24 protein-coding genes are annotated in these 24,384 nt (G+C 37.7%); 17 read left to right on the forward strand and 7 right to left on the reverse strand.

The window, feature by feature from the left end:
* Positions 1 to 146: 146 nt before the first annotated feature.
* From FNW21_RS01810 to FNW21_RS01825, 4 genes are all read left to right on the forward strand, one after another.
* Positions 147 to 803, forward strand: coding sequence for an NAD(P)-dependent oxidoreductase (locus tag FNW21_RS01810; protein ID WP_144255016.1), 657 nt, complete (start codon positions 147 to 149; stop codon positions 801 to 803).
* A gap of 999 nt (positions 804 to 1,802) precedes the next feature.
* Complete coding sequence (locus FNW21_RS01815; RefSeq protein ID WP_144255017.1) at positions 1,803 to 2,384, forward strand: Crp/Fnr family transcriptional regulator; 582 nt, start codon at positions 1,803 to 1,805, stop codon at positions 2,382 to 2,384.
* An 88-nt stretch (positions 2,385 to 2,472) separates the two neighbouring features.
* A complete protein-coding gene (locus tag FNW21_RS01820) occupies positions 2,473 to 3,363 on the forward strand; it encodes an MBL fold metallo-hydrolase (RefSeq protein ID WP_144255018.1) in 891 nt (296 codons plus the stop codon).
* Positions 3,364 to 3,428: 65 nt separating this feature from the next.
* Positions 3,429 to 3,818: a nuclear transport factor 2 family protein gene (locus tag FNW21_RS01825; protein ID WP_144255019.1), complete on the forward strand. Its 390-nt coding sequence runs from the start codon at positions 3,429 to 3,431 to the stop codon at positions 3,816 to 3,818.
* Between the two features lie 149 nt (positions 3,819 to 3,967).
* Here the strand turns inward: FNW21_RS01825 and FNW21_RS01830 are convergent, their stop codons facing one another.
* Complete coding sequence (locus tag FNW21_RS01830) at positions 3,968 to 5,944, reverse strand: alpha-ketoacid dehydrogenase subunit alpha/beta (protein ID WP_144255020.1); 1,977 nt, start codon at positions 5,942 to 5,944, stop codon at positions 3,968 to 3,970.
* 170 nt (positions 5,945 to 6,114) lie between these two features.
* On the opposite strand from FNW21_RS01830, the gene FNW21_RS01835 reads away from it, so the two are divergent.
* From FNW21_RS01835 to FNW21_RS01865, 7 genes are all read left to right on the forward strand, one after another.
* Positions 6,115 to 7,065 (forward strand): isopenicillin N synthase family dioxygenase, encoded by a 951-nt coding sequence (locus FNW21_RS01835; RefSeq protein WP_144255021.1) that lies wholly within the window; start codon positions 6,115 to 6,117, stop codon positions 7,063 to 7,065.
* An 83-nt stretch (positions 7,066 to 7,148) separates the two neighbouring features.
* Complete coding sequence (locus tag FNW21_RS01840; RefSeq protein WP_144255022.1) at positions 7,149 to 7,478, forward strand: translation initiation factor; 330 nt, start codon at positions 7,149 to 7,151, stop codon at positions 7,476 to 7,478.
* Between the two features lie 176 nt (positions 7,479 to 7,654).
* Positions 7,655 to 8,533, forward strand: coding sequence for a nucleoside phosphorylase (locus FNW21_RS01845; RefSeq protein ID WP_144255023.1), 879 nt, complete (start codon positions 7,655 to 7,657; stop codon positions 8,531 to 8,533).
* A 73-nt stretch (positions 8,534 to 8,606) separates the two neighbouring features.
* Entirely contained in the window at positions 8,607 to 9,128 is a 522-nt protein-coding gene (locus tag FNW21_RS01850) for a GNAT family N-acetyltransferase (RefSeq protein ID WP_144255024.1), read from the forward strand.
* Positions 9,129 to 9,202: 74 nt separating this feature from the next.
* Positions 9,203 to 10,327: an SDR family oxidoreductase gene (locus FNW21_RS01855; RefSeq protein WP_144255025.1), complete on the forward strand. Its 1,125-nt coding sequence runs from the start codon at positions 9,203 to 9,205 to the stop codon at positions 10,325 to 10,327.
* Between the two features lie 112 nt (positions 10,328 to 10,439).
* Positions 10,440 to 11,291, forward strand: coding sequence for a substrate-binding domain-containing protein (locus tag FNW21_RS01860; protein WP_144255026.1), 852 nt, complete (start codon positions 10,440 to 10,442; stop codon positions 11,289 to 11,291).
* Between the two features lie 18 nt (positions 11,292 to 11,309).
* Complete coding sequence (locus tag FNW21_RS01865; RefSeq protein WP_144255027.1) at positions 11,310 to 12,242, forward strand: transglutaminase; 933 nt, start codon at positions 11,310 to 11,312, stop codon at positions 12,240 to 12,242.
* A gap of 208 nt (positions 12,243 to 12,450) precedes the next feature.
* On the opposite strand, the gene FNW21_RS01870 is transcribed toward FNW21_RS01865, so the two are convergent.
* From FNW21_RS01870 to FNW21_RS01895, 6 genes are all read right to left on the reverse strand, one after another.
* Positions 12,451 to 13,107: a nuclear transport factor 2 family protein gene (locus FNW21_RS01870; RefSeq protein WP_144255028.1), complete on the reverse strand. Its 657-nt coding sequence runs from the start codon at positions 13,105 to 13,107 to the stop codon at positions 12,451 to 12,453.
* 30 nt (positions 13,108 to 13,137) lie between these two features.
* Positions 13,138 to 13,455, reverse strand: coding sequence for a cupin domain-containing protein (locus FNW21_RS01875; RefSeq protein WP_144255029.1), 318 nt, complete (start codon positions 13,453 to 13,455; stop codon positions 13,138 to 13,140).
* 17 nt (positions 13,456 to 13,472) lie between these two features.
* Positions 13,473 to 14,279 carry an SDR family NAD(P)-dependent oxidoreductase gene (locus tag FNW21_RS01880; RefSeq protein WP_144255030.1) on the reverse strand — a complete coding sequence of 269 codons (807 nt, stop codon included), beginning with the start codon at positions 14,277 to 14,279 and terminating at the stop codon, positions 13,473 to 13,475.
* Between the two features lie 6 nt (positions 14,280 to 14,285).
* Positions 14,286 to 15,500, reverse strand: coding sequence for a 3-oxoadipyl-CoA thiolase (gene pcaF, locus FNW21_RS01885; RefSeq protein ID WP_144255031.1), 1,215 nt, complete (start codon positions 15,498 to 15,500; stop codon positions 14,286 to 14,288).
* 371 nt (positions 15,501 to 15,871) lie between these two features.
* Entirely contained in the window at positions 15,872 to 17,092 is a 1,221-nt protein-coding gene (locus FNW21_RS01890; RefSeq protein WP_144255032.1) for a CaiB/BaiF CoA transferase family protein, read from the reverse strand.
* Between the two features lie 6 nt (positions 17,093 to 17,098).
* Positions 17,099 to 17,932, reverse strand: a complete 834-nt coding sequence (locus tag FNW21_RS01895; RefSeq protein WP_144255033.1) for a hypothetical protein — start codon at positions 17,930 to 17,932, stop codon at positions 17,099 to 17,101.
* A gap of 127 nt (positions 17,933 to 18,059) precedes the next feature.
* On the opposite strand from FNW21_RS01895, the gene FNW21_RS01900 reads away from it, so the two are divergent.
* The 6 genes from FNW21_RS01900 to FNW21_RS01925 all read left to right on the forward strand — a co-directional run bounded on the left by FNW21_RS01900 (position 18,060) and on the right by FNW21_RS01925 (position 24,148).
* Positions 18,060 to 18,476 carry a VOC family protein gene (locus FNW21_RS01900; RefSeq protein ID WP_144255034.1) on the forward strand — a complete coding sequence of 139 codons (417 nt, stop codon included), beginning with the start codon at positions 18,060 to 18,062 and terminating at the stop codon, positions 18,474 to 18,476.
* 70 nt (positions 18,477 to 18,546) lie between these two features.
* Positions 18,547 to 19,314 carry an IclR family transcriptional regulator gene (locus tag FNW21_RS01905; protein WP_144255035.1) on the forward strand — a complete coding sequence of 256 codons (768 nt, stop codon included), beginning with the start codon at positions 18,547 to 18,549 and terminating at the stop codon, positions 19,312 to 19,314.
* Between the two features lie 38 nt (positions 19,315 to 19,352).
* On the forward strand, positions 19,353 to 20,450 hold the full coding sequence (locus tag FNW21_RS01910) for a bile acid:sodium symporter family protein (RefSeq protein ID WP_144255036.1): 1,098 nt from the start codon (positions 19,353 to 19,355) through the stop codon (positions 20,448 to 20,450).
* A gap of 247 nt (positions 20,451 to 20,697) precedes the next feature.
* Positions 20,698 to 21,555 carry a 3-hydroxyacyl-CoA dehydrogenase family protein gene (locus FNW21_RS01915; RefSeq protein ID WP_144255037.1) on the forward strand — a complete coding sequence of 286 codons (858 nt, stop codon included), beginning with the start codon at positions 20,698 to 20,700 and terminating at the stop codon, positions 21,553 to 21,555.
* Between the two features lie 121 nt (positions 21,556 to 21,676).
* The gene (locus FNW21_RS01920) at positions 21,677 to 23,200 is read left to right on the forward strand and encodes a carboxylesterase/lipase family protein (RefSeq protein ID WP_144255038.1); all 1,524 of its coding nucleotides are present in this window, start codon (positions 21,677 to 21,679) and stop codon (positions 23,198 to 23,200) included.
* Positions 23,201 to 23,284: 84 nt separating this feature from the next.
* Positions 23,285 to 24,148: an alpha/beta fold hydrolase gene (locus tag FNW21_RS01925; RefSeq protein ID WP_144255039.1), complete on the forward strand. Its 864-nt coding sequence runs from the start codon at positions 23,285 to 23,287 to the stop codon at positions 24,146 to 24,148.
* The last annotated feature ends 236 nt before the right edge of the window (positions 24,149 to 24,384 follow it).

Consider the following 24,384-nt stretch of genomic DNA (forward strand, 5'->3'; position numbering starts at 1 on the left):
ACTGATTACGCAAGAATTTTAGATAAAAACGGGACAAGACCAACTAAAATTAGAAAAATCAAATCTAATTACAATAATATCAAATTCAGATACAAAGTTATTACTCAATAATTCCAATTTTGCAGCTAACATAAAATAATAATTGCATGACAAATTCAAAATTCACATTTCTTGTATTAGGTGGTACAGGTCGCACGGGGAAACATTTTGTTTCGATAGCCCTTAATGCAGGTCATAAAGTGATAGCATTGGTTCGTAATCCTGAAAAAATGGATATACAGAACCCTAATTTAAAAGTAATTAAAGGCACTATAAATGACAGCTATTCTATTGATGAACTATTAAATGGAGTAGACTTTGTGGTAAGTATGTTAGGGGACGCCCGACTTCAAAAATTGGAAAACGTAAATACAGAATTCGTCAAAAAACTAATTCCTGCGATGCGTCGCCAAAAAGTAAAGCGTTTTTTGTACCAAGCTGGAGGTTTTAGTCGTCCTCATAAAGAAAAACTTCCTTTTATGTTTTGGGTTTTAAAACAAACAATGGTGCGATTTTCGGGGTTACTAGGACAACATAGAGACAATGAAGCCGTAATAAAATACCTAACAGAGCAAGCCAACGATATAGAATGGATGGTACATAGAGCAAGCATAATTTCTGATGATGCTTCAAAAGGAAACCTAACAAGATCCAAAACAAAAAACAGTTTGGCGACTTTTGTAGATTGTGCTGCGTTTAATTATCAACTATTATTAGATGAAACAGCAATTCATACGTGTGATTTGAGTTATTATGCCAAATAAAAATAAGTTTTGGATTATAAAATGGAAATTTTAAAAATGGAAAAAGTACCGCTATATCACATTAAAACCATTAGTCAATATGACAAATTGATAGAATTACCCATGCCGGAGCATCCATTAATTAGTTTGATAAACTTGGCAGACATAACTCAAGGTTCAATAAAAAGTTCATTTAGTTTGGTTTTTGACTTTTTTAGTGTTTCGCTCAAACGATTTTATGATATTAAAACAAATATGGACAACAGCCGCTCCACTCCATGCACAAGGGGTTTGCTCCATAATAACTTTTTGAGTTGCTGCAACATACCCGTCATACTTAATACCATCGGGGACAGCCGCTAAAAAAGCCATCCTTCACAAACCATTCAAGACTATTTTTAGCGAGAATAGCTCCTTTCTTTAAGAAAATAAAATACTACACAAATCGGTAGTATTTGCATTGGTTTGCAAGTACAAAACGCCAGACAGTTGAAAACAAAAGCAATCAAACCCTCATAAATCTTATGTTTTACGGGGTTTTTCTTTTATGTTCTAACTAAAATATTCATTTAATCATATTCGTTAAGAGCTAAAAACTGCTGTGATAAAAATACAAAGTGCCCAATATAAAATAAATCACACTTTTGTAACTGATTCCGAATTTTGGGTAAGAAGCGTTAGAAATTGTGAAAACAAATGGCACTCCAATTGAAAGTGCAAGCAAAATACTAGGTCAAAAAAACGTACGAACAACCCAATATTGAACAAAAATTTAAATGAAAAACGAGTAAAAATAGGATGATTTTATGAGATAAGTTTATACCAACTACTACTAAATTTAATAAAGTCAATTGAAGAATCGATTGCTAAAATACTTATGCTAAAAATAAATCTCATTACTTTTGTACTTCTTCTATTTCTATTAGCTTAAAAGGTTCATTGAATTTTAGATGAAAAAATTAAGTAAAATCAATAGTAATAATTAGTTATAAAGATAGCATTCTTTATAAAACCCATAAAATGACAACACTACTTAAACAAAATATTGCTAGCCATATTTCATTGTCCGATACTGAAATGGAAGGTTTTTGTAATTTATTTCAGCATAAAACTATCCAGAAAAAAAGCTTTTTATTGCGAGAAGGAGAAGTTTGTAAGTTCGAAGGTTTTGTAACCAAAGGCCTTTTTCGAGTGTATCATATTGACAAAAATGGTTTAGAACAAATACTCTATTTTGCTATTGAAAATTGGTGGATTACCGATATTGATAGCTTTACCAATGAATCCCCATCCCAACTTTTTATAGAAGCTATTGAAGATAGTGAGGTACTTGTTATTTCTAAAAAAGATAAGGAATTTGCATACTCCAATTTGCCTAAAATCGAAAAGTTATTTCGAGTAATGACTCAAAAAACGCATGTTGCGTTACAAAGACGAATGATTGATAATTTGAGTAAAACAGCAGAGTCCCGTTATATCGAATTTTTAGAAAAATACCCAAAACTTGTGCAGCGTCTTTCTAACATACAAATAGCGGCTTATTTGGGAATTACCAATGTTTTTTTGAGTAATATCCGAAAGAAAATTGCTGTCAGAAAATAAGATTTTCCTTTTATTTATTAAACTAGTTTAATGTTTTGAGATAGGATTTCGTTTCATCTTTGCCGTGTTAATTTAAAACAACACAAAAATGAAAAACCTTATTGCAACAGTAGTAGTAACAACTTTAACTTTATTTAATATGGAATCACAAGCACAAATTTTCAAAACAATTGAAACAAAAGATTTAAAACTTCAAGTTTACAACGCATCCGAAAACAGTTTTGGTGTAGCATCGGTAATAGTATCCGGAAAAACAGATGCCGTTTTGATTGATGCGCAATTTACTTTGGCGGATGCCGAAAAAGTAGCACAAGAAATTAAAAATTCAGGCAAAAAATTAACAGCAGTTTACGTTTCTTATGGCGATCCTGATTTTTATTTCGGTTTGGAAGTATTCAAAAAATATTTTCCAGAAGTTACCGCTTATGCTTCTCCTGCAACGGTAGAGCATATCAAAGCTACAGCTCAAAAGAAATTAGAAGTTTGGGGCGAAAGATTGGGTAAAAACAATACTTCAAATGTTGTTTTACCTCAAGTTTTAAAAGGAAACAGCATTGAATTAGAAGGGCAGCAATTAGAAATAATTGGTTTGGATGAATTTCCTAAAAAAACCTTTATTTGGATCCCTTCTATCAAAGCGGTTGTTGGTGGAATAAACGTTTTTGGAACTACTTTTCATCTTTGGATGGCAGATGCACAAACCGCAGAAGAACGCAAAAACTGGATTTCCGTTTTAGATAAAATCTCGGCTTTGAAACCTGAAATTGTAATTCCTGCTCACGCTAATGCCAATTCTCCATTTGATATTACTGCTGTAAATCATACCAAAAGTTACATTCAATTCTACGAAGAAGCCCTAAAAACCAACAAAACTTCAGAAGCTTTAATTTCAGCTTTGAAATCAAAATACCCAACACTTACTTTTGAAACTGCCTTGATGATTGGTGCAAAAGTAAACACTGGAGAAATGAAATGGTAAAATCAATTCTATGCAGCTTGGCGATGCTTTTGGCATTGTCAAGCTGTTCTTTAAATAAAAAGGCAATGACAAATCTTGACATTATAAAAAGTACCTACGAAGGAAATACTTCGGAAGAAAACGGTAAAAATCTAGCGCAATATTCCGCTGAAAATATTTCTTGGACCGAAGCCAAAGGTTTTCCGTATGCAGGGACTTATATTGGATTAGAAAACGTAACCAAAAACGTTTTTAGCCGTTTGGGAAGCGAATGGATTGATTATAAATTCACGCCCGAAGATTATGTTGCCAGCAATGATAAAGTAGTGGCTTACGGTACTTACAAGGGTACTTATAAAATTACAGGCAAATCATTTACAGCCAGAGTGGCGCACGTTTGGAAATTGAAAGATACCAAAATTATCGGTTTTGAACAGTTTGTAGATAGCCAAGTTGTAAATGATGCTATGAAATAAGAATTATTTTTTTATGTCCTGCAATCTATTTTTTTTTATACGGTGGTAATTATATTTTTTAAACATAATTACCTTATAAATAAGTAGTTAAAACTTTTTATTTTGTATTTCTATAATTATTTTATAGTTGATAGATTTTTGATTGAGTATTAATACGCTAAAAGTTGTTTGAGTACCGTTTCAAATCTGCCTTTGGGCAAATACTGATCTTCCAAGGCTTTTGTAAACGGAATTGGACTGTCTAAACTCGCCACGCGCATAACGGGAGCATCCAAGTATTCAAAACAATTTTCCATAATCAAAGCCGAAATATCACTCGAAATTCCTCCAAAAAGCGAATCTTCTTGATAGATAACAACTCGTCCTGTCTTTTTTACCGAAGCATAAATAGCCGCTGTGTCCAGCGGTTGTAGGGTTCGTAAATCTATTAAATCCGCTGCTATTTCAGGATTTTTGGATAGGGTTTCTAATGCCCAATGTACCCCTGCACCAAAGGTAATAATCGTAACATCCGTTCCTTTTTGCAACAAAGCGGCTTTTCCTAGCGGAATCGTGTAATAATCCGTAGGGACTTCCTGCGAAATACTGCGGTACAATTGCTTGTGTTCAAAGTACAAAACAGGATTTGGATCATTGATTGCGGCATTCAACAACCCTTTGGCATCATACGGAAATGCGGGATAAACAACCTTTAAACCCGGTGTTTTGGTAAACCAAGCTTCATTGGTTTGTGAATGAAAAGGCCCCGCTTGTGTGCCGCCACCGCAAGGCATTCGTACCACTACATCGGCTTTTTCTTGCCAGCGGTAATGGGATTTTGCCAATAAATTAACGATCGGATTAAATCCCGTCGAAACAAAATCGGCAAATTGCATTTCGACAATCGCTTTATACCCATTTATAGACAATCCCATCCCAGCAGATACAACCGCACTCTCACAAATGGGCGTATTCAAGACGCGTTCTTTGCCAAATTGCACTACAAAACCATCCGTAATTTTGAAGGCACCTCCATATTCGGCAATATCTTGCCCCATGATAACCAAGTTTTTATGTCGGGTCATCGATTCTCGCAAACTATTAGAGATAGCATCTATAAACCTAATTTTCTCGGTGGTTGCATTTGGCTTGACCAACTCAAACGAATAAGGTTTGTAAACATCGTTTATTTCGGTTTCAAGAGTGGCTTTAATTTCGGGTTCGGCATTGGCTATGGCCAAACTGTCATCAATATCTTTTTTGATTTCGGTTCGTACTTCCAAGTCAAAAGCTTCGGTTAGAATGCCATTTTCTAGTAAATAATTCCTGTAATTTTCAACTGGATCCTTAATCGCCCACAGATCCATTAACTCTTGCGGAACGTATTTCGTGCCACTCGCCTCTTCATGTCCACGCATTCTAAAGGTTTTGAATTCCAATAAAACGGGACGTGGTTTCTCGATCATCGACGCCTTCAATTGGCTTAACAAATGGTAGACTTCAAGTATATTATTGCCATCAACGATATGACTTTCCATACCGTAACCAATGCCTTTATCGGCAAGATTTTCGCATCGGTATTGCTCTTTTGTGGGTGTCGAAAGTCCGTACCCGTTGTTTTCTATGACAAACATTACGGGCAATTCCCACACCGAAGCAATGTTCAAAGCTTCATGAAAATCGCCCTCGCTTGTTGCTCCTTCACCGGTAAAAACAGCCGTTATTTTGTCATTTTTTTGGAGTTTATTTGCCAATGCAATTCCATCAGCAACACCCAATTGTGGCCCCAAATGCGAAATCATTCCTATAATATGGTATTGTTGTGTACCAAAATGAAAACTGCGATCCCTACCTTTGGTAAACCCATTGGCTTTGCCTTGCCATTGCGAAAATAGGCGGTACAATGGAATATTTCGTCCTGTAAAAACACCTAAATTACGGTGCATAGGCAAAATATATTCATCAGCATCCAAAACTGCTGTAACGCCTACAGCGATTGCTTCCTGACCAATTCCCGAAAACCATTTGGACACTTTTCCTTGTCGGATGAGGATGAGCATTTTCTCCTCAATCAATCGGGGTTTAAGTATTCGCTTGTATAAATCTAATAATTTCTCGTCCGAGAGGTTTTTTCGATCAAAATTCATGGTGTTTGCTTAATTAGGATGCTTCAAAGATAAAAAAATATAACAGTTTGATTGTTTTTTGTTATATTATTTTAGTTTGAAATCCGATTTTAGAATTTGTATTTAAAAATATTCGATACATTTGTAGGGAAGATGTAAAACACTTCTAAAAGTACTAAAATTAAAATACTATGCAAAACATTCCTAGTGTTGACTTGCGTGATTTCCTTTCGGATGACCCGAAACGCAAACAAAAATTTGTAAATGAAATCGGAAGTGCTTTTGAAGAAATAGGCTTTGTGGCCTTAAAAGGGCATTTTTTAAACGATCAATTGGTCGAAGAATTGTATGGCGAAATCAGAAACTTTTTTGCTTTGCCAGTAGCAACCAAAAAAAGCTACGAAATCCCTGGAATTGGTGGTCAAAGAGGCTATGTTTCGTTTGGAACAGAACACGCCAAAGGGCGAAAAGAAGGCGATTTGAAAGAGTTTTGGCATTTTGGACAATACGTTGCCAACGATTCTAAATATGCCACCGAATATCCCGAAAATGTAGTGGTAGCCGAGTTACCAAAATTCAATTCGGCGGGGAAAGAAGCGTATCAAATGCTCGAAAAAACAGGCGTTTATGTCTTAAGAGCCTTGGCATTGCATTTGGGTTTAGGCGAATTTTATTTTGACGAATATGCCAAGGAAGGAAATTCTATTTTAAGACCCATACACTACCCTCCTATCACTGCCGAACCTGCTAATGCGATTCGTGCAGCGGCTCACGGCGACATCAACTTGATAACGCTCTTGATGGGAGCTCAAGGCAAAGGATTACAAGTACAAAACCACGATGGACAATGGATTGATGCCATTGCGCAACCCGACGAATTGGTAATAAATGTTGGCGATATGCTTTCGCGTCATACCAATAATAAACTAAAATCAACGATTCATCAAGTGGTTAACCCGCCTAGGGAATTGTGGGGAACTTCACGCTATTCGATACCGTTTTTTATGCACCCTGTGAGCGATATGAAACTAGATTGTCTCGAAAATTGCATAGATGCCGAAAACCCGAAAAAATTCGAAGACATCACCGCTGGTACCTATTTGTATGAGCGTTTAGTCGATTTGGGATTAATCAAAGTATAACAGCATAGCCTTTTAATTTTAAAATTCCAATGCTGCATTTTGAGTTTTGGAATTTTAAAATTGGTAATTTTTTGAATAAAAATATGGATTTACAAGACCAACTAAAAAACCTTTTTCCCGACCACAAAATTGCTCCCGAAGAAGCAATCGAGCCAATTGCACACGAATTATATGTTCAAAAAGAACCCATGATTTGCAAATTCGAAAAACGTAAAGGAAAAGCCACCACCATAATCGAAGGCTACGAAGGCACCGATGAAGATTTTAAAATCCTTGCCAAAGAAATCAAAACAAAATTGAGTGTTGGCGGGACTTTCAAGGATGATTCCATCATTATTCAAGGCGATTATCGAGATAAAATAATGGTCATTTTAAAAGAAAAAGGATTCAAAACAAAACGTGTTGGTGGATAGCGTTTTAAATTAAAAAAAATGAGCAAACTTTAACCTTGCGGACTTTGCCTAAAACCCAACGAATTTTGCTTTTAAAAACCAACAAAAACTTGGCGAACCTTGCGTAAAACCTTGCGCTCTTTGCGGTTAAAACTAACAAAAACTTGGCTAATAACTCTTCGTTTAAAATATAAAGTATGTCTATCAAACAATCCGAGTTAATTCTCAATCCCGACGGAAGCGTTTATCACTTGAATTTGAAACCGGAACATATCGCTCGGGATATTATTTTTGTAGGAGATCAAAATCGGGTTGAAAAAATCACGCAATTTTTTGACAACATCGAATTTTCTATTCAAAAAAGAGAATTCAAAACTCAAACAGGAACTTTCAAAGGCAAACGAATTACCGTTATGTCAACTGGAATTGGCCCTGATAATATTGATATTGTGCTGAATGAACTCGATGCTTTGGTCAATATTGATCTCAAAACTAGAAAACCAAAACCCACACTTACGGCGCTAAACATCATTCGGATTGGAACGTCAGGTTCGCTTCATGCGAGTATTCCTTGCGATAGTTTTGTGCTATCAAAATTTGGATTGGGTCTCGACAACATGCTCCGCTCCTACTTGATTGACGAAATTTCGAATCATGAAATCGAAAATGCTTTTATAAAACACACCAATTGGGACATACGCAAAGGAAAACCATACGTTATTTCTTGCTCGCCACTACTCGAAAAAAGAATCGAAAGTGACCAGATGCACAAAGGAATTACAGCTACTGCAGGCGGATTTTATGGCCCACAAGGGCGCATCTTGCGATTGGAAATTCAGGATTCTACCTTAAATTCAAAAATGGATACATTTGCTTTTGAAGCCACTAAAATCACCAATCTCGAAATGGAAACAGCCGCTATTTATGGACTTTCGGCACTATTAGGGCATCACTCCCTTTCGCTAAATGCCATTATTGCTAATAGAGCGACGGGAACTTTTAGCGAAGATCCGTTACTAGCCGTCGATGCTTTGATTGCTTATACACTGGATAAATTGAGTACTCCGGCTTTGTAACAGTGGTGTCTTTTATAGGTGCTACACTACTTAATTAGTCCCACTTTTTTTAATTTTCCAAAAAAGAAAAAAAATGAATTTAATCCTAGAAACCAACCGCCTCCTCTTGCGAGAACTCCAACTTACTGATGCCGAAGCTTTTTTTGCAATGGACAGCAATCCTAATGTTCACCAGTATTTATGGAACAAACCCACGCAAAAAATAGAAGAAACAATAGCTATAATCGCCTTTGTAAGAGCGCAGTATGTTGAAAACAATATTGGTCGGTTTGCTATGATTTCAAAAGAAACAAATGAATTTATTGGCTGGGCTGGCTTGAAATACAATACGGATGTAGTCAATAACAGAACTCATTTTTATGATATTGGCTACCGTTTAGACGAAAAATTTTGGGGCAAAGGCTACGCCAGTGAAGCTAGTTTTGCTTGGCTCAATTATGGTTTCAAGACTATGAATATCAAAACAATGACCGCAGCTGCACATACTAATAATGGGGCTTCAAACGCCATTCTTCAAAAAATTGGAATGCAATTTACCCAAAACTATCTCGAAGAAGGGATTTCTTGGAATTGGTATGAACTAGAAAACAAGTAATTTTTAAGGAGTTGTTAAAATAAGGAATAACTTCATTTTTTTAAAACTATCTTTGTTCGTACAACAAATCAATAATGAAAATACTACTTACAGGTGCAACTGGCGTTTTAGGTTCTCATATTATGTATGAAATTCTGGAACTTTTTATTACCAAAAACAACAGCGGAAAACTCTTTATAATTACCCGTAACAAGGGCAAAAATTCGGCACAAGATCGAATAAACGAATTATTATCCAGCGATTATACCCCAAAAATTCTTGTAGAAAAAGGACTTGAAAAACTACACCAATACATCGAAATCATCGATTCGGATTTGGCAACAGTAGACGCCTCTTTTTCAGCCAAAATAAAAGACGCTTATTTCATTCATTCTGCTGGATACGTGAATTTATCCACGGATGCCGATCAAAAAGAAAAGATTTTTGAGGAAAATGCCCAAATTACCAAAACTCTTTTCCATACTTTTCATCCCTTTATCAAGAAATTCATTTACATAGGAACCGCTTTTTCATCCGGCATTCGCAAAGGATTAATCGACAATAATTTTCATAATTTAGACTTCACACCCGAGCATCGCAATGCCTATGAAGATGCTAAATTTCACTCCGAAAACTACATAGCACAACAATGCAAACGGTTACATTTGCCATTCCAGATTTTGCGTCCCAGCGTTATTGGTGGCAAAATGCTGGGTAACGAAAGCACGTATTTCATCCCAAAATACATGGTTTTTTATCTCTTGGCAAAGTTTTTTCACTTTACATCACAGCGAAAAGGCGAGCAAGAAAACGTCCGTTTTATCATCAACAAGGATACTGGTTTGAACATTATTCCAGTCGATTATGTTGCCAAAGTGATTGTAAATACCTTCGAAAGAAATGATATTGAGCAACTCAATATTGTACACAACAAAAGCTTTAATATGGCCACTGGACTGCAATTAATCATGCAAGAAGTGGGCTATACCAATTTTACGTTGATACAAAATTCACTCGATTTTAAATACAAAAATACCATCGAAAAACTGTATTACGAAAGCATTGGCAAACACTTAAGCCCCTATTTTACAACGGCTGCCAATGAATACGACACCACTTTATTGAACACCATTCTCGAAATCCCAAAACTAGATTCCGAAGCCTTTACCAATATGATTCGCTACGCAAGATTGAATAATTTTAAAGATATAAATGTGTAATTTCAGGAGCTATTTCCCGCCATTCGCTGTATCTTTTCCTGGCTAAAGAAGCCAGAAAAAGGATGCCGCTACTGTCGGGGCTAGGGAATCCGTTTTCAAAAAAAAATCACGTATGACACCAATAAAAATAGTAGGCGTTCCAGAACATTTCAATTTTCCGTGGCATCTTGCCCTCGAAAAAAAAGCTTTTGAAAACGAAAACATCCATTTACAATGGACAGATATTCCCGAAGGAACAGGCAAAATGTGCCAAATGCTTCGGGATGACGAAACCGATATTGCCGTAATCCTAACCGAAGGAATTGTAAAGGATATTGCTGCTGGAAACCCATCCAAAATCGTGCAAATATATGTAGCAACGCCTTTGATATGGGGGATTCATGTTGCAGCACAATCCCATTACAAAACACTTTCGGATTTAGAAAATACCAAAGCCGCCATTTCAAGAGTGGGTTCCGGTTCGCAATTAATGACCTATGTAAATGCTCACAATCAAGGCTGGAAAACGACTAACTTGCCATTCGAAATTGTAAATACTATCGATGGCGCCGTCGCTGCTTTGACCCAAGGAACTGCGGATTATTTTATGTGGGAACACTTCATGACACAGCCGTTAGTCGATCAAGGTATTTTTAGACGCCTTGGAGATTGTCCTACACCTTGGCCTAGTTTTGTAATTGCGGTTCGGGATGAAATTTTAGAAAAACAACCTAAAATCATTGCCAAAATTCTTGAAATCATCAATCAAGAAATGCTTTTTTTTAAAGAAATCCCGGCTATTGATTCGGTTTTGGCGAAGCATTTTAATCAAAAAAAAGCGGCTATTCAAGAGTGGTTAGCAGTAACCGAATGGTCTCAAAAACCACTTTCGGAAGAAATGGTTGATAAAGTTCAAAATCAATTATTTGAGCTGGGTATTATTGATAAAATAAGTACTTTTGCTACACTCGTAAAAGCCGTATAGACCACGCTTTTGTATCCTATGACAACATACGAAAAAATTGATTTAAAGAAAATAAAAGCCAAACTTCAGGTCAAAAAACCTTGGGATCATATTATCATTTTTTCTTTGAATTTATTAATTACTTTCCCTGTTTTCATCATTTTGCACCAAAATTTAATCAATCCCAATTGGCCTTTTCACTTGGATCGTGTTTTTTTATTTCTAGTGCTTTTGGCCGTTATTCATTATGTTTTAATTTCCTTACGCACCATTATTATAGTTTGTTTGGCACTTTATTTTTTGGTGTTATTTTATGGAACGGTATTGGGAAATTATGGTTTCAATAACGTTTTTGAAGACTATAATTCCATGGTGTACACGATGTCTGATAATCCGTATCCGCAAGATATTATCATTGCTAAACTGCTTCCTTTTCCTAACAAATCCAAAATCATTCAAGCCATTGAATACGAAAATCCAAAAGTTCGGAATTTTGCCATTATGGCTACTTCAAAACATTTTAAAAACATAAAAGGCTACTCGGATTACCGCACGATAATGCAATGTTTTGCCGTTTTCAAAGAAATAAATAACCGTTGGAATTACGTAAACGACCCCAAAGAAGGCGATTATATAGCCACAGCAAGCGAGTCGTTGCTTTATTTCTCGGGAGATTGTGACGATCATTCTATACTCATGGCGGCTTGTGTTAGAGCCATAGGTGGAACCCCGAGATTGATTCATACCAAAGGGCATATTTATCCCGAAATTTTGATTGGTTCGTTAATCGATTTAGAAAAAGTAAATTTCCTTATCAAAAATGTTTTGTTCGAAAAGGAAAGTCAAAAGCAACAATTGCATTACCATATAGACGAGCGCGGTCAAGTGTGGTTGAATTTGGATTATACGGCTCATTATCCAGGAGGCCCCTTCCTGTCCGAAGAAATTCTGGGAGCTTTAACTTTGAATTGATGGGCTTGTTTTAGTGTTACAACCAACTTTTCGGGTAATTTTTGCACGAAATACAAAGCCCTAGCTTACCCCAAGAAGGCTTTTTAATAGGGAAAAACAATTTTCCAAACTCTTTTTCTAAATGGTACGAAATGGAATAGTAAGTTAATCCATTAATAAATGTTTTTTTTTGATTTCCAATAGTTTAGGTCAAGACCTTCATTTTAAACTATTTGTTCGTATCAACTTCAATGGCTTGTTGAATAATCGTACGAGAATCAGCACTTGACATGGGTCTAACGGTACGATTGGTAACTTTCCAACCAGCAGTAGTCCGCACGAGTTTCCATTGGTTGATGGTAAGTTGATAAATAGAAAACCCGGGAGAAGTTCCTTTTCCAGGCAATTTTACGTGTGAGGCTGTGCTGTCAGGCATTACTATGAGCAAATAACCCGTAGCAACAGCAGTATTGCCCTGTAGTGTGATATGAGGAAGCATTGCTAAATGAGACATTCCAGCCTGGATTGCCTGCTTCTGCTCGGGTGCATTGACGATTTTCAAGATTTCATCTCTACCTTTATCTTGCTTTGCAGCACCACGATCAAAAGTGGCATCCTCGGTAAACATTTTTGTCCAATACGATTCGGACGCTACATCGGAACTAAAAGCAGAACCCGCAAGAAGGTTTAGGATTTCGAGGCGGTCTTCGATGGCTGTAATTCGGGCGAGAAGGTCTTCTGTATTCAAAGTAGTTGTTGAGGTGTGATGCGTTGGGGGGATTGTTTTGTGTTTTGCTCCCACTTTCTGGGCAGCAAGTAGGGTAGACATTAGTACCAAGGCTGTACACAATACAAATCGCATGGTAAGATTGGTTTGGGTTTTCATTTTTGATAGTTTAAAATTAATTACTAAAACCTAAACCAGATACTCCTCTCGAACGGGGCAAAAGACATCAAATAGTTTGCATTTTGTGAGTGCTTTTCCTCCGTGTACCACGTTAGAGGGTATTACAACTAGCTGCCCTTTTTTGTAGATTTTTGTTTCCTTGCCAATGGTCATTTCAAATTGTCCTTCCAAAACTTGGGTCACTTGTTCGTGAATATGCGAATGTGCGGGCAAAATGGCACCTTCCTCAACATCCCAATACCCCAAGGTAAAAGTATCTGCATGAACAAATTGTGCCTTGAAACCGTCTTTAATTTCCTTTTGTGGTAGTGCCTTTATTTCGATCATCACTTTAGATTAATTATTTAATGAATATGAATACCACCATTAACATCGATAGTAGCGCCAGTAGTAAACCCCGAAAGATCCGAAGCTAGAAAAAGACAAGCACCTGCAACCTCAACCGTTTTGCCCACGCGTTGCAATGGGATTCCTGAAACCACATCCTTCAATTGTTGTTCCGAAAGGCCGTCGAGCATGCTGGTTTCGATCATGGCTGGGCAAATGACATTGGCACGAATGTTTTTGGGAGCAAATTCTCTGGCAATGGCTTTGGTAAGGCTGATAACGCCCCCTTTGGAAGCCGCATAATGTGTGCCACCTACCAATCCGCCACCGCGTTGTGCAGACAGGGATGATAAATTGACAATAACTCCTGCTTGCTTTTCGGCAAATATTTTTAGGGCACTTTGGCATATATTAAATGTCCCTTTTAGGTTGACGTCCATTATCAAATCATAGGCTTCCTCGGTGATAGACAACATTCCTTCCGACTTTACAATGCCTGCACAATTGACCAAGCAATCTATGGTGCCAAAATGTGCTACGGCTTCTGCTATGGCTTTCTCACAATCGGATGTGTTTCGGATGTCGCATGGAATGCAAATAATTTCAGGTGTATACCCTATTTGTGAAGCGATAGCATTAGTAGCCTCCTTGGCTTTTTCTTCGTTCATGACCAAATCCAAAAGCACCAATTTGGCTCCGTGTGCTGCAAAAAGTTCGGCCGTAGCATAACCAATACTACGCAATGATCCGCCACCAACAATCACACAAACTTTGTTATCTAATAATAGGTGATTGTATTTTTTTTGTTCGTTTACGTTTTTCATATCTAATTATATAGTAACATTTTCGATTATTACGGCATAGCCCATTCCTACGCCCACACACATGGCGGCAAGAGCATATTTTTTTTGGGTATGAAGCAGTTCATTGGCAGCCGCTTGAATAATTCTGGTGCCCGACATCCCGAGTGGATGCCCCAGTGCAATGGAGCCTCCGTTTGGGTTTACTCTGGCATCATCGTCGGCAAGGCCTAGATTTCGAGTAACGGCCAGACATTGGGCTGCAAAGGCTTCGTTGAATTCAAAAACGTCTATTTGGTCGAGTGTTAAACCTGCTTTTTGCAAGGCTTTTTGTGTGGCTCCCACGGGGCCAATGCCCATAATACGGGGTTCGACGCCTACAACCGCCGAGGATACAATTCTTGCTTTTGGCATAAAATGATGGTTTTTTATGGCTTCCTCCGAAGCAATCAGCATGGCAGCAGCTCCGTCATTTAAACCAGACGAATTTCCTGCCGTTACAGTGCCGCCTTCTTTCTTGAAAATAGGTTTTAATTTGGATAAAACATCAAGGCTTGTGTTGCCTTTTATAAATTCATCGGTGTTAAAAACGGTTATATTGCCTTTTCTATCTGCCAATTCGATTTTCATGATTTCATTGGCTAGAATGTTATTTTGTTGTGCCAAAAACGCTTTTTGTTGTGAGTTATAGGCAAACAAATCTTGATCTTCGCGGCTGATGGAATATAGTGTTGCCAAATTTTCGGCGGTTATTCCCATGGCATCGGTGCCGTATTGTTTTTGCATTTCGGGGTTGATAAAACGCCATCCAAAACTACTGTCGAACATTTGGGCATCGTTGCCAAAGGGTTTTGAAGTTTTAGAAATTACCCAGGGGCCACGGGTCATGTGCTCCATTCCTCCCGCAATAAAAATATCGCCATCATTGGCTTTGATGGCTCTGTTGGCATGAATAATGGCCGACATTCCGGAGGAACACAACCGATTGACGGTTTCGCCCGGAACCGTATGTGGTATTCCGGCTAAAAGTAAAGCCATTCGGGCTACATTGCGATTGTCTTCGCCGGCTTGGTTGTGGCAGCCCAAAATTACATCATCTATTAATTCTAGGGGCAAATTGGGGTTTCTTTTGAGGAGCTCTTTGATTGGCAAGGCTGCCAAATCATCGGCACGGAGTGAGGATAAACCACCACCTAAACTTCCAATTGGAGTACGAACAGCATCAATAATATAGGATTGTTTCATTGGATTATTTTTTTGTAAATTAAATAAATTAATACCTTTTTTTGGGTGTAGGTTACAATTACCAATTAAAAATTATAATGATAACCAATATTTTAAGTTTAAATAAGTGCTGGTTATAGTAGCGAAACGACTTATTGTTTTATTTATAACCATTGTTTTTTATTCTGATTTTCTATTCCAATTGCGTGAGGGATAGAAGTGGAGCTCTTTTTTTTGGCATTTGGGCTGGGTTTTTCTCCCAGCCCAAATGCCAAAAAAAAAGCGGGAACGGATAGCCCGACTCCATGGCTTGGCGAAGAGATAACGGAGCCAAGCCATGGGGGCACGCCCAAATAATTGTTGACTGTGTTTGAACTGATAATTGGACTTTTTTAGGGTTGTTTGTTATTTGGTTTATGGGTATAGGCTGCTTTTTGTGATAAAATTGTTTCTATTTCTATATCTGAATATCCCAATTCATCCAGAATTTCGTTGGTATCCCAGCCACAAGGAGCTGCTGTAGAACGTGCAACAGGATAATTGCCATCTACTTTTATGGTCGAACGAATTACGGCTGTTTTTCCTTCGGTGGGATGATTTTCAAAATTAATTAAGGCCACGGCTTTTAGATGCGGGTCGTTGGGCAAGGTTTCTAGCGTGTGGCAAGGCATTGCAGGCAAATCGGCCTCTCTGAATATTTTAAGCCATTCATCAGTAGTCTTATTATAAAGTGCTGCACCCCGAATTTCAAACCATTCTGAAACATATTTTGCCCTGCTTGCTACCGTTGAAAATCGTTCGTCAGTAAGTAATTGGGTTCTATTGGTTATTTTTAGGAAAGCTTGTACTTGAGAATCGGTATTGATGGTGAAGGAAATGTAACCGTCTTTTGTTTTAACAGGTTGATTGTGCGGACTCAAAAGTCGAAGATCACCTGGTGGGCCAACAGGAGGATCGAAGCTTTGTTGCGCCAAATGTTCTTGCAAGACAAAAGACGCCATAGTTTCGAACATTGGTATTTCTATACTCGAACCAATTCCTGTATTTTGACGTTGCATTAGCGCTGCCATAACGGTTCCTACGGTAATTTCGCCCACCACGTGATCGCATAAAAGTAGTGGCACGTAGGCTGGTTTTCCATCACGAGCCATGGTTAGGCCAGCAATACCCGAGGCGCCTTGCAAAACACTATCGTAGGTTGGCAATCCCGAATACGGCCCATCGGTGCCATAACCGGTTATCATGCAATATATTTTTTCGGGATATTTTGATCGAATCGTATCTGCGTCTAAACCTAATCTTTGCAAGGCATCAGGTCGCATATTGGCAACAATTACATCAGCCCAAGCTACTAATTTCTGAACGATTTCTTGACCACTTTGTTTTTTTAAATCAAGACAAATGTTTTTTTTGCCTCGATTAAGATGTAAGTACGTACCCGAATGCTGCCCAGTTGGGGACATTCCTCCAAGACCACGCATTAAATCGCCTGATGGGTGTTCGACTTTAATAATTTCGGCGCCGTATTGCCCCAATCGCCACGTAGCCACTGGACCAACTACTACGGAGGTTAAGTCTAATATTTTGATATTTTTTAGGGGTTCAAATTTCATACTTCATTATTTTACGTTTGTTTCTGCTGCTACCGCTAAATCGTTATTATCATCATAAACGGCCAAGTTCCATCCTGTTTCTGTTTTTTGGGCAGTTAGGGTCATGGGCCTGTTGCAATAAAGCGGTGCTAGGTGTTTTACTTTTAAATCCAAAATTTCGAGTTTTAAATGGGTTCTCATAAATTCGGTTACTAAAAGTGTGGTTAAACCACCATTTACCACCAAATCTGGAAGTCCCTCTATGTTTTGGGCATAATTTCGATCCAAATGAATTTTGTGAGAGTTAAATCCTAATGCCGAGTATTGGAACAAAAGTGTTTCGTCAGGAATTATTTGTTGCTGGTATTTTGATTCTATGGGTTGCGAAAGTGTTTTTGTGGTATCGTTAGAAGCTTTATTTTTGCCCAACAAGATGTAGGTTTGGGTTTCAATAATGGCAGGACTAGATTCTGTGATGGTTCGCAACTCGTGTTGAAGGGTTACAATGGCCATAGGACCCGAAGGCGTTGTTTTTTCTATGATACTTTTTATAAAACTGGTTTTCTCGATTTTATATCCTATTATAATATCTCCATTATAGGTTACCGTTCTGCCGCCCAGAAGCAATCTTGGCAAACCAAGATCAGGAATTGACACGCCCAAACCGGGGAATCCGTCTTGGCGTAATTGGGATTTTGGAGTTTCGCCAGCTAGCATAAAAAAATGCCAGCCTTTTGGCAACAAATTCCCTTCGAAAAAAGAAGCCGTAGGCAGATCCAACATAGCAGCTACACGACGCACCATCGAGGGACTACACAGTTCAATTGATTGTTTTTTTGACTCTAAAATGTTTTCTTGCATAGTACTAAATGTTCTCACAAAGAGGTAAATTATTATATATTTCGACAAAAATACGAATTATTTTTTCATATTTAAAAATAATGTTTCATATTTGCAAAACAAATAACAATTATTAAATTCGTAAAACATGAAATTCCAATACCATCACATGAATCTTTGTACAGAAAATGTATCCAGATTATCCAAATTTTACCAAGACATTTTCGACATGAACCGCATTGAAGATGAAGAACACGGATTGACGACCGAGGACACCGAGAATAGGTACGATGGCCAAGTTGAATTTATAACCGATGGTGCTATAGAATTTCATATTACCCAAAAAGACCACAATGCGGGACATAGAATGAACCAATGGATCAATCCGATTAAAAACGGTCATTTCTGTTTTAGAACCGATGACATCGAGGGATTCAAAAAAAAGTTAGAGGAACAAAATATTCCTTATGCCGATTATGGCAAATGGGCATTGGCGGGTTGGTATCAAATATTTTTTCATGACCCAGACGGAAACATCATCGAGGTGCATCAAATAGGATTGTAGTTTGATTTACGGTTTATTTTGCTTAAAATAGCAGATATTTATCTCAAACAAAGCGTAAAATAAATCAGATATGAAAGAGAAAGAAGAAAACGGAGCGTATTCGGCACCTGCATTAGACAAAGGGTTGGACATTCTAGAAGTGCTTTGCAAAAGCGAAAACGGACTGACACAACAAGAAATTTCGGGACAACTTGGGCGGAAATTAGGAGAAATTTACAGGATGTTGAACTGTTTGGTACAACGAAACTATGTTGCTAATTATGGTAATGTGTACACCATAACTTCCAAATTGTTTCAACTGTCGCATTTTCATCCGCCTACATATCGTTTGCTTACCGAGGCACTTCCACTAATGGAAGAATTATCACGAGCAGTATCTTTTCCTTGCGATTTGAGGGTTTATAACAATGGTTTTCAGACCGTTGTAGCGTCTATTCAGCCGCCAAACGGATTGGGTTTTATGACTCGGGTGGGGTCGGAAATTGAGGTAGCACCTTCGGCATCAGGATTAGTATTGCTGGCTTTTCAAGATCCAGTGATCACCGATATCAGAATTCGAGAATGCCTTTTGAATACATCAGAATCCGAAATAGAAACGTTCCGAAAGGGACTAATCGAAGTGGCTTCCAATGGATTTGCCTCTATAAAAAGTAAACAGTATGCAGGGCTTCATGCTATTTCATTTCCTATTTTGGACATGAATGGAAATGCAGTAGCCGCCATGACGGTACCCATGCTGGCACGAATTGATGGAACAAACCAACTTACGCATCAAGAAGTAGCCGAAAAATTAAAATATTGTGTATCTAATTTGAATCAAAAAATTGCCAAATTATAAACAAAAAAACATTTTATAAAACCAACATTTTACCTATTATGAATAATTTATATAAATTCTTACTTATAAGTTCCGCTATTTTAGGGCTTTTAGCAATAGGAATGTTGTTTTTTGGACGCGGATTATTGGCAACTGGTCCTTTTGTTGTTAGCGCACTTGTCTGTTTAGCCTTTGGAGGTCGAAGCATTTCTATTCTAAATCAAATGTCGTTTACCATTTGGGTATTGGCGGCCGTTTCGGTTGGGTTCTTTTTTCCACAGTATTTTCAAAAAATTGGCGATTTTAAGTGCACCCGTTTTATTGTACCGCTTATTCAGTTAATCATGTTTACAATGGGCACCGAAATGAGTTGGAAAGATTTTGAAAGCGTTATCAAAACACCAAAAGCGGTCTTGATTGGTTTGGTAAGCCATTTTACCATTATGCCATTAGTGGGTTTTACCTTGGCCAAAAGTTTTGGATTTGCCCCCGAAATAGCTGCGGGTGTTATATTGATGGGTTCGGTACCAAGTGGCGTAACCTCCAATGTGTTGGCGTTTATAGCCAAGGCTAATATGCCGCTGTCGGTAACTATTGCGGCGATTTCTACGCTTGCGGCACCGTTTATGACGCCCTTGTTAATGAAGTCATTGGCTGGACAATACGTTGCTATCGATTTGCAAGCCATGATGTTACACGTTGCCGAAATAATTATTTTGCCCATAGTATCTGGACTGCTTATCAATAAATTTTTTAGAAATACGGTTAGAAAAGTTCAATTCCTATTGCCTAAAATATCCATGTTTGGGGTATTGATGATGATGATTGTTATTGTCTCCTCCGGTAGAGATTCACTGTTAGTAATTGGTCCATTATTATTTTTATCGGCCATTATTCACCACACCATTGGGTATTTATTGGGCTATTGGGCATCGAGATTTATGGGGCTAGACGAAGCATCGTGCCGAACCATTTCGTTAGAAGTTGGCATGCAAAACGGAGGACTTGCATCGGGTATTGCCCTTCAAATGGGAAAAATAGCAACAGTGGGTTTAGCCTCTGTTATAGCCGTGCCTTGGATGACCATATCGGGATCGACGCTTGCCAATTGGTGGTGCAAAAAAGACAACGATACTGCGGATAAAAGCATTTACTAAAAACCTGATTTTAGACTGTTGAATGATGATTTCAATAAATTTTACACTCCTGCAAGGTCTTTTTTGACCTTGTAGGTATGATTTTCGATACTAAAAATACCTACAAGGTCAAAAAAGACCTTGCAGGAAAACTAATAGAAATAAAAATACTGTTAGTCAACAAGTTAAAAAAATAATAATCGAACTAACGTTAAAAATAACGGAATCACCAGAAGGATGTAGTACTTATAACTAAATGAAAATTAGTATGGAAATAAAAAAAATAACCGTTATTGGAGCCGGAAATATGGGACATCAAATAGCCTTGTGTGCCGCTTTGTCTGGGTTTGAAGTAAAATGTACCGATACCAATCCGGATATTCTGGCAAAAGCAATTGCCTTTGCGAACAATTACCTGAACGAAAGGGTTACAAAAGGAAAACTAACCGAGGAAGAAGCGAATAAAACCAAACAAAATTTGGCTTTTGTACCAACAATTCAAGAAGCTGTTGTTGAAACGGATCTGGTTATTGAAGCCATTATTGAAAAATTAGACGTAAAACGAAAACTATTTGCCGATTTGGATGCCATGTGTCCTGCACATACCATTTTGGCCACGAATAGTTCGTACATCGTAAGTTCCAAAATTGCCGATGCTACCAATCGCCCTGATAAAGTATGCAACATGCACTTTTTTAATCCGGCTTTGGTCATGAAACTGGTCGAAGTCGTTCAAGGATCCCACGTTTCAAACGAAACCGTTGATGCTGTAATGAATGCGGCCAAAAAAATGAATAAAACTCCTGTTTTACTTCACAAAGAAATATACGGTTTTCTCGTTAACCGCCTTTTGCAAGCCACCAGACAAGAAGCCCTGAAGCTATTAGATATGGGCGTTGCCAGTTTTGAAGATATAGACACCGCCGCCAAAAACGGACTGGGTTACCCAATGGGGCCTTTTCAGTTATTAGACCTTACGGGTATCGATTTGGCCTATCATGTAGGAATGGAAAAATACAAAGAAAGTGGCGATGCAGCCGACAGACCATCGCCCACTGTGGTGGAGAAATTTACCAAAGGAGATTTTGGCAAAAAAGCAGGAAAAGGATTTTATGATTATGAGTAACGATGTAGTGTAAAAAAAACATCAAATTATGAAATGAGCATGACTCAAAATTGGGTCGCTAACACCAACGATTGTGTGCGAAACGAAGTTCGATGACACCAAAAAAAACAAATAGCAACATATGAAAAACAGCTTCCTCTTACTAATTTTATGCTTTTCGGTTTTTGCAAAAGCACAAAACCCAATTGTAGCAACCAGCAATGGCAAAATTAAGGGTACAACGAGTATGGATAAAACAGTTCGTGTTTTTAAAGGAATCCCATTTGCGGCAGCACCCATTGGTAACTTGAGATGGAAAGCCCCGCAAGCATTGCAAAACTGGAAAGGTATAAAACAATGCACTCGCTTTTCGGCAAGCCCAATACAAAACAAACCGGTGCCTTTTTACTGTTGGTCGGAAGAATTTATTGCACAACCCGAACCCATCAAGGAAGATTGTTTGTACTTGAATGTGTGGACATCTGCAAAAGCAAAATCCAAAAAACAACCCGTATTTGTATGGATTTATGGAGGAGGCTTGAATAGCGGATCGGCAAATTGTGCTATTTATGATGGCGAAGAAATGGCCAAAAAAGGAGTGGTTTTTATAAGCATAAATTACAGAGTAGGTGTTTTTGGGTTTATGGCTCACCCAGAATTAAGCAAAGAATCGGGTCATAATACTTCGGGAAACTATGGGTTTTTAGACCAAATGGCAGCTTTAAAATGGGTGCAAAAAAACGCTGCAGCCTTTGGTGGAGATCCTAATAATGTAACCATTGCAGGGCAATCGGCAGGTGCATTTAGCGTAACGGCTCTGATTGCTTCGCCCTTGGCCAAAGGTTTGTTCCACAAAGCTATTGCACAAAGTGGTGGTTTGTTTTCTAATATGTTAATTCAAAATTTAGAAAAAGCCGAAAATCAAGGGGTTGTTTTTATGAAAAAAACAAATACCAATTCCATTGCCGAATTGCGAAAAATACCCGCAGAAGCATTGCAACTAATAGGCAATAATCCCGAAGTTGGCGGCTTTGGAACTACACTAGACGGTTATGTATTACCCGTTAATTTATTAGAACATTTTAAAAAAGGGTTGCACAATCAAACGCCTATTTTAACGGGTTGGGTTACTGGCGATGGTAATTTTTTGGGAGATACTAATATGTCTATTGCCGATTATAAAAAAGAAGCTCAAACAAAATATGGCGATAAAGCCGATGCGTTTTTGAATATTTTTCCTGCAAATACAGCTGACGAAGTAAAAAGTGTGAAACAAAAATTGACATTATTAGGCTTTGCCGGATTACCAGCTCATTTATTGGCAAGTTATAACACTAAAGCAAGCTATGTGTATCAATTTGGTCATGTGGCACCAGATAAACCAAACACGCCTAATTACGGAGCTTTTCACACTTCGGAAGTGCCGTATGTACTTCATAATTTGCATACTTGGAATCGTCCTTGGCAACCATTAGACACCGAAATAGAAACTATTTTTTCGTCCTATTGGGTCAATTTTGCCAAAACGGGCAATCCAAATGGAAGCAATTTGCCCGAATGGAAAATGTATGATCAAGAGTCTGGTGCTGTTATGGTTTTAGGCGACAAAATAGAATCAAAGTCCGGGTTTTTTAAAAAAGAGTTTGCTTTTTTAGAAAAAAATTAAAAAACTACAATCTAAACCCACTCCCCTATTTTAAAAACAAAACAAGAATCAAAACAATACTATTCACTTAAAAAAAAAAACAATATGTATTCAAAATTAGTAACCGCTCTCGTTTTACTGTTCTTTATCTCAACTGGTCAGGCACAGCAAAAAAATTTAAGACGCGCTTTTCAACCCGCCAATGTGGTGAATAAAGTACCATATGGAAATAACCTTAAAGCAGGGCATTATGTTCAGGCAAATGATGCCAAAATTTATTATGAAGTGTATGGCAAAGGGCAACCTATTGTATTGTTACATGGTGGATTGTTCGGTTCTACTGTAGAAATGGCAGACTTTATTGACCTATTACAACAAAACTATCAAGTAATAGCCGTTTCTACTCGTGGTCATGGCAAATCTGAATTAGGTACCGAGCCACTTACTTTAGAGCAACGTGCCCACGACGCTATGGCGGTTATTAATACCGTAACCAAAGATAGTGTTATTGTACTTGGATTTAGCGATGGCGGGTATTCAGCGTATAAATTAGGTGCAATGCATCCAGAAAGAGTCAAAAAAATGATTGTCATTGGCGCTGGCGAAGTAAGTCCTGGTGTAAGAGAGTTTAAATTCACTTCTAAAATGGCATTCGAAATGGATAAACCCTTCTGGGAACAACAATTAAAATTGATGCCAGAACCCAATAGAATAGAGGATTTATTTACACAAATTTCTAATTGCTATAATAATGTTACGGTGGGCAAAGAGTTGTTAAGCACTATTAAATGTCCTGTTCTTGTTATGGCAGGAGACCGTGACACTGGCAATCCTGTAGAACGTGTGGTAAGTGCGGCACGGAATATCCCGAAATCGCAAATTGCCATTATTCCAAATGCTACACATGAATGTTTTACCGAAAATTTTAATGCGAGCTGGGCATGTATCGTCTCTTTTTTGAAAAAATAATCCGTTAGGAAAATAGAAAAATTTATTTTACAGAGTCTCATTAATTCTCTTCAAAACGTGAAATAAAAGCACCAACAACCCTTTTTAAAAAACTATCTCTAAATAAAATAGAGACTTATAACTTTTCGAAATTATTCGAATACAGCATAACCTATATCTTTTATTTCCTGATAATTAGGAGTAAAGTGCAATAAAGAAAATTTGCAAAATATTTAAAATTGCAAATCATTATTAAA

Source organism: Flavobacterium restrictum (assembly GCF_007097245.1).
GTDB lineage: Bacteria > Bacteroidota > Bacteroidia > Flavobacteriales > Flavobacteriaceae > Flavobacterium > Flavobacterium restrictum.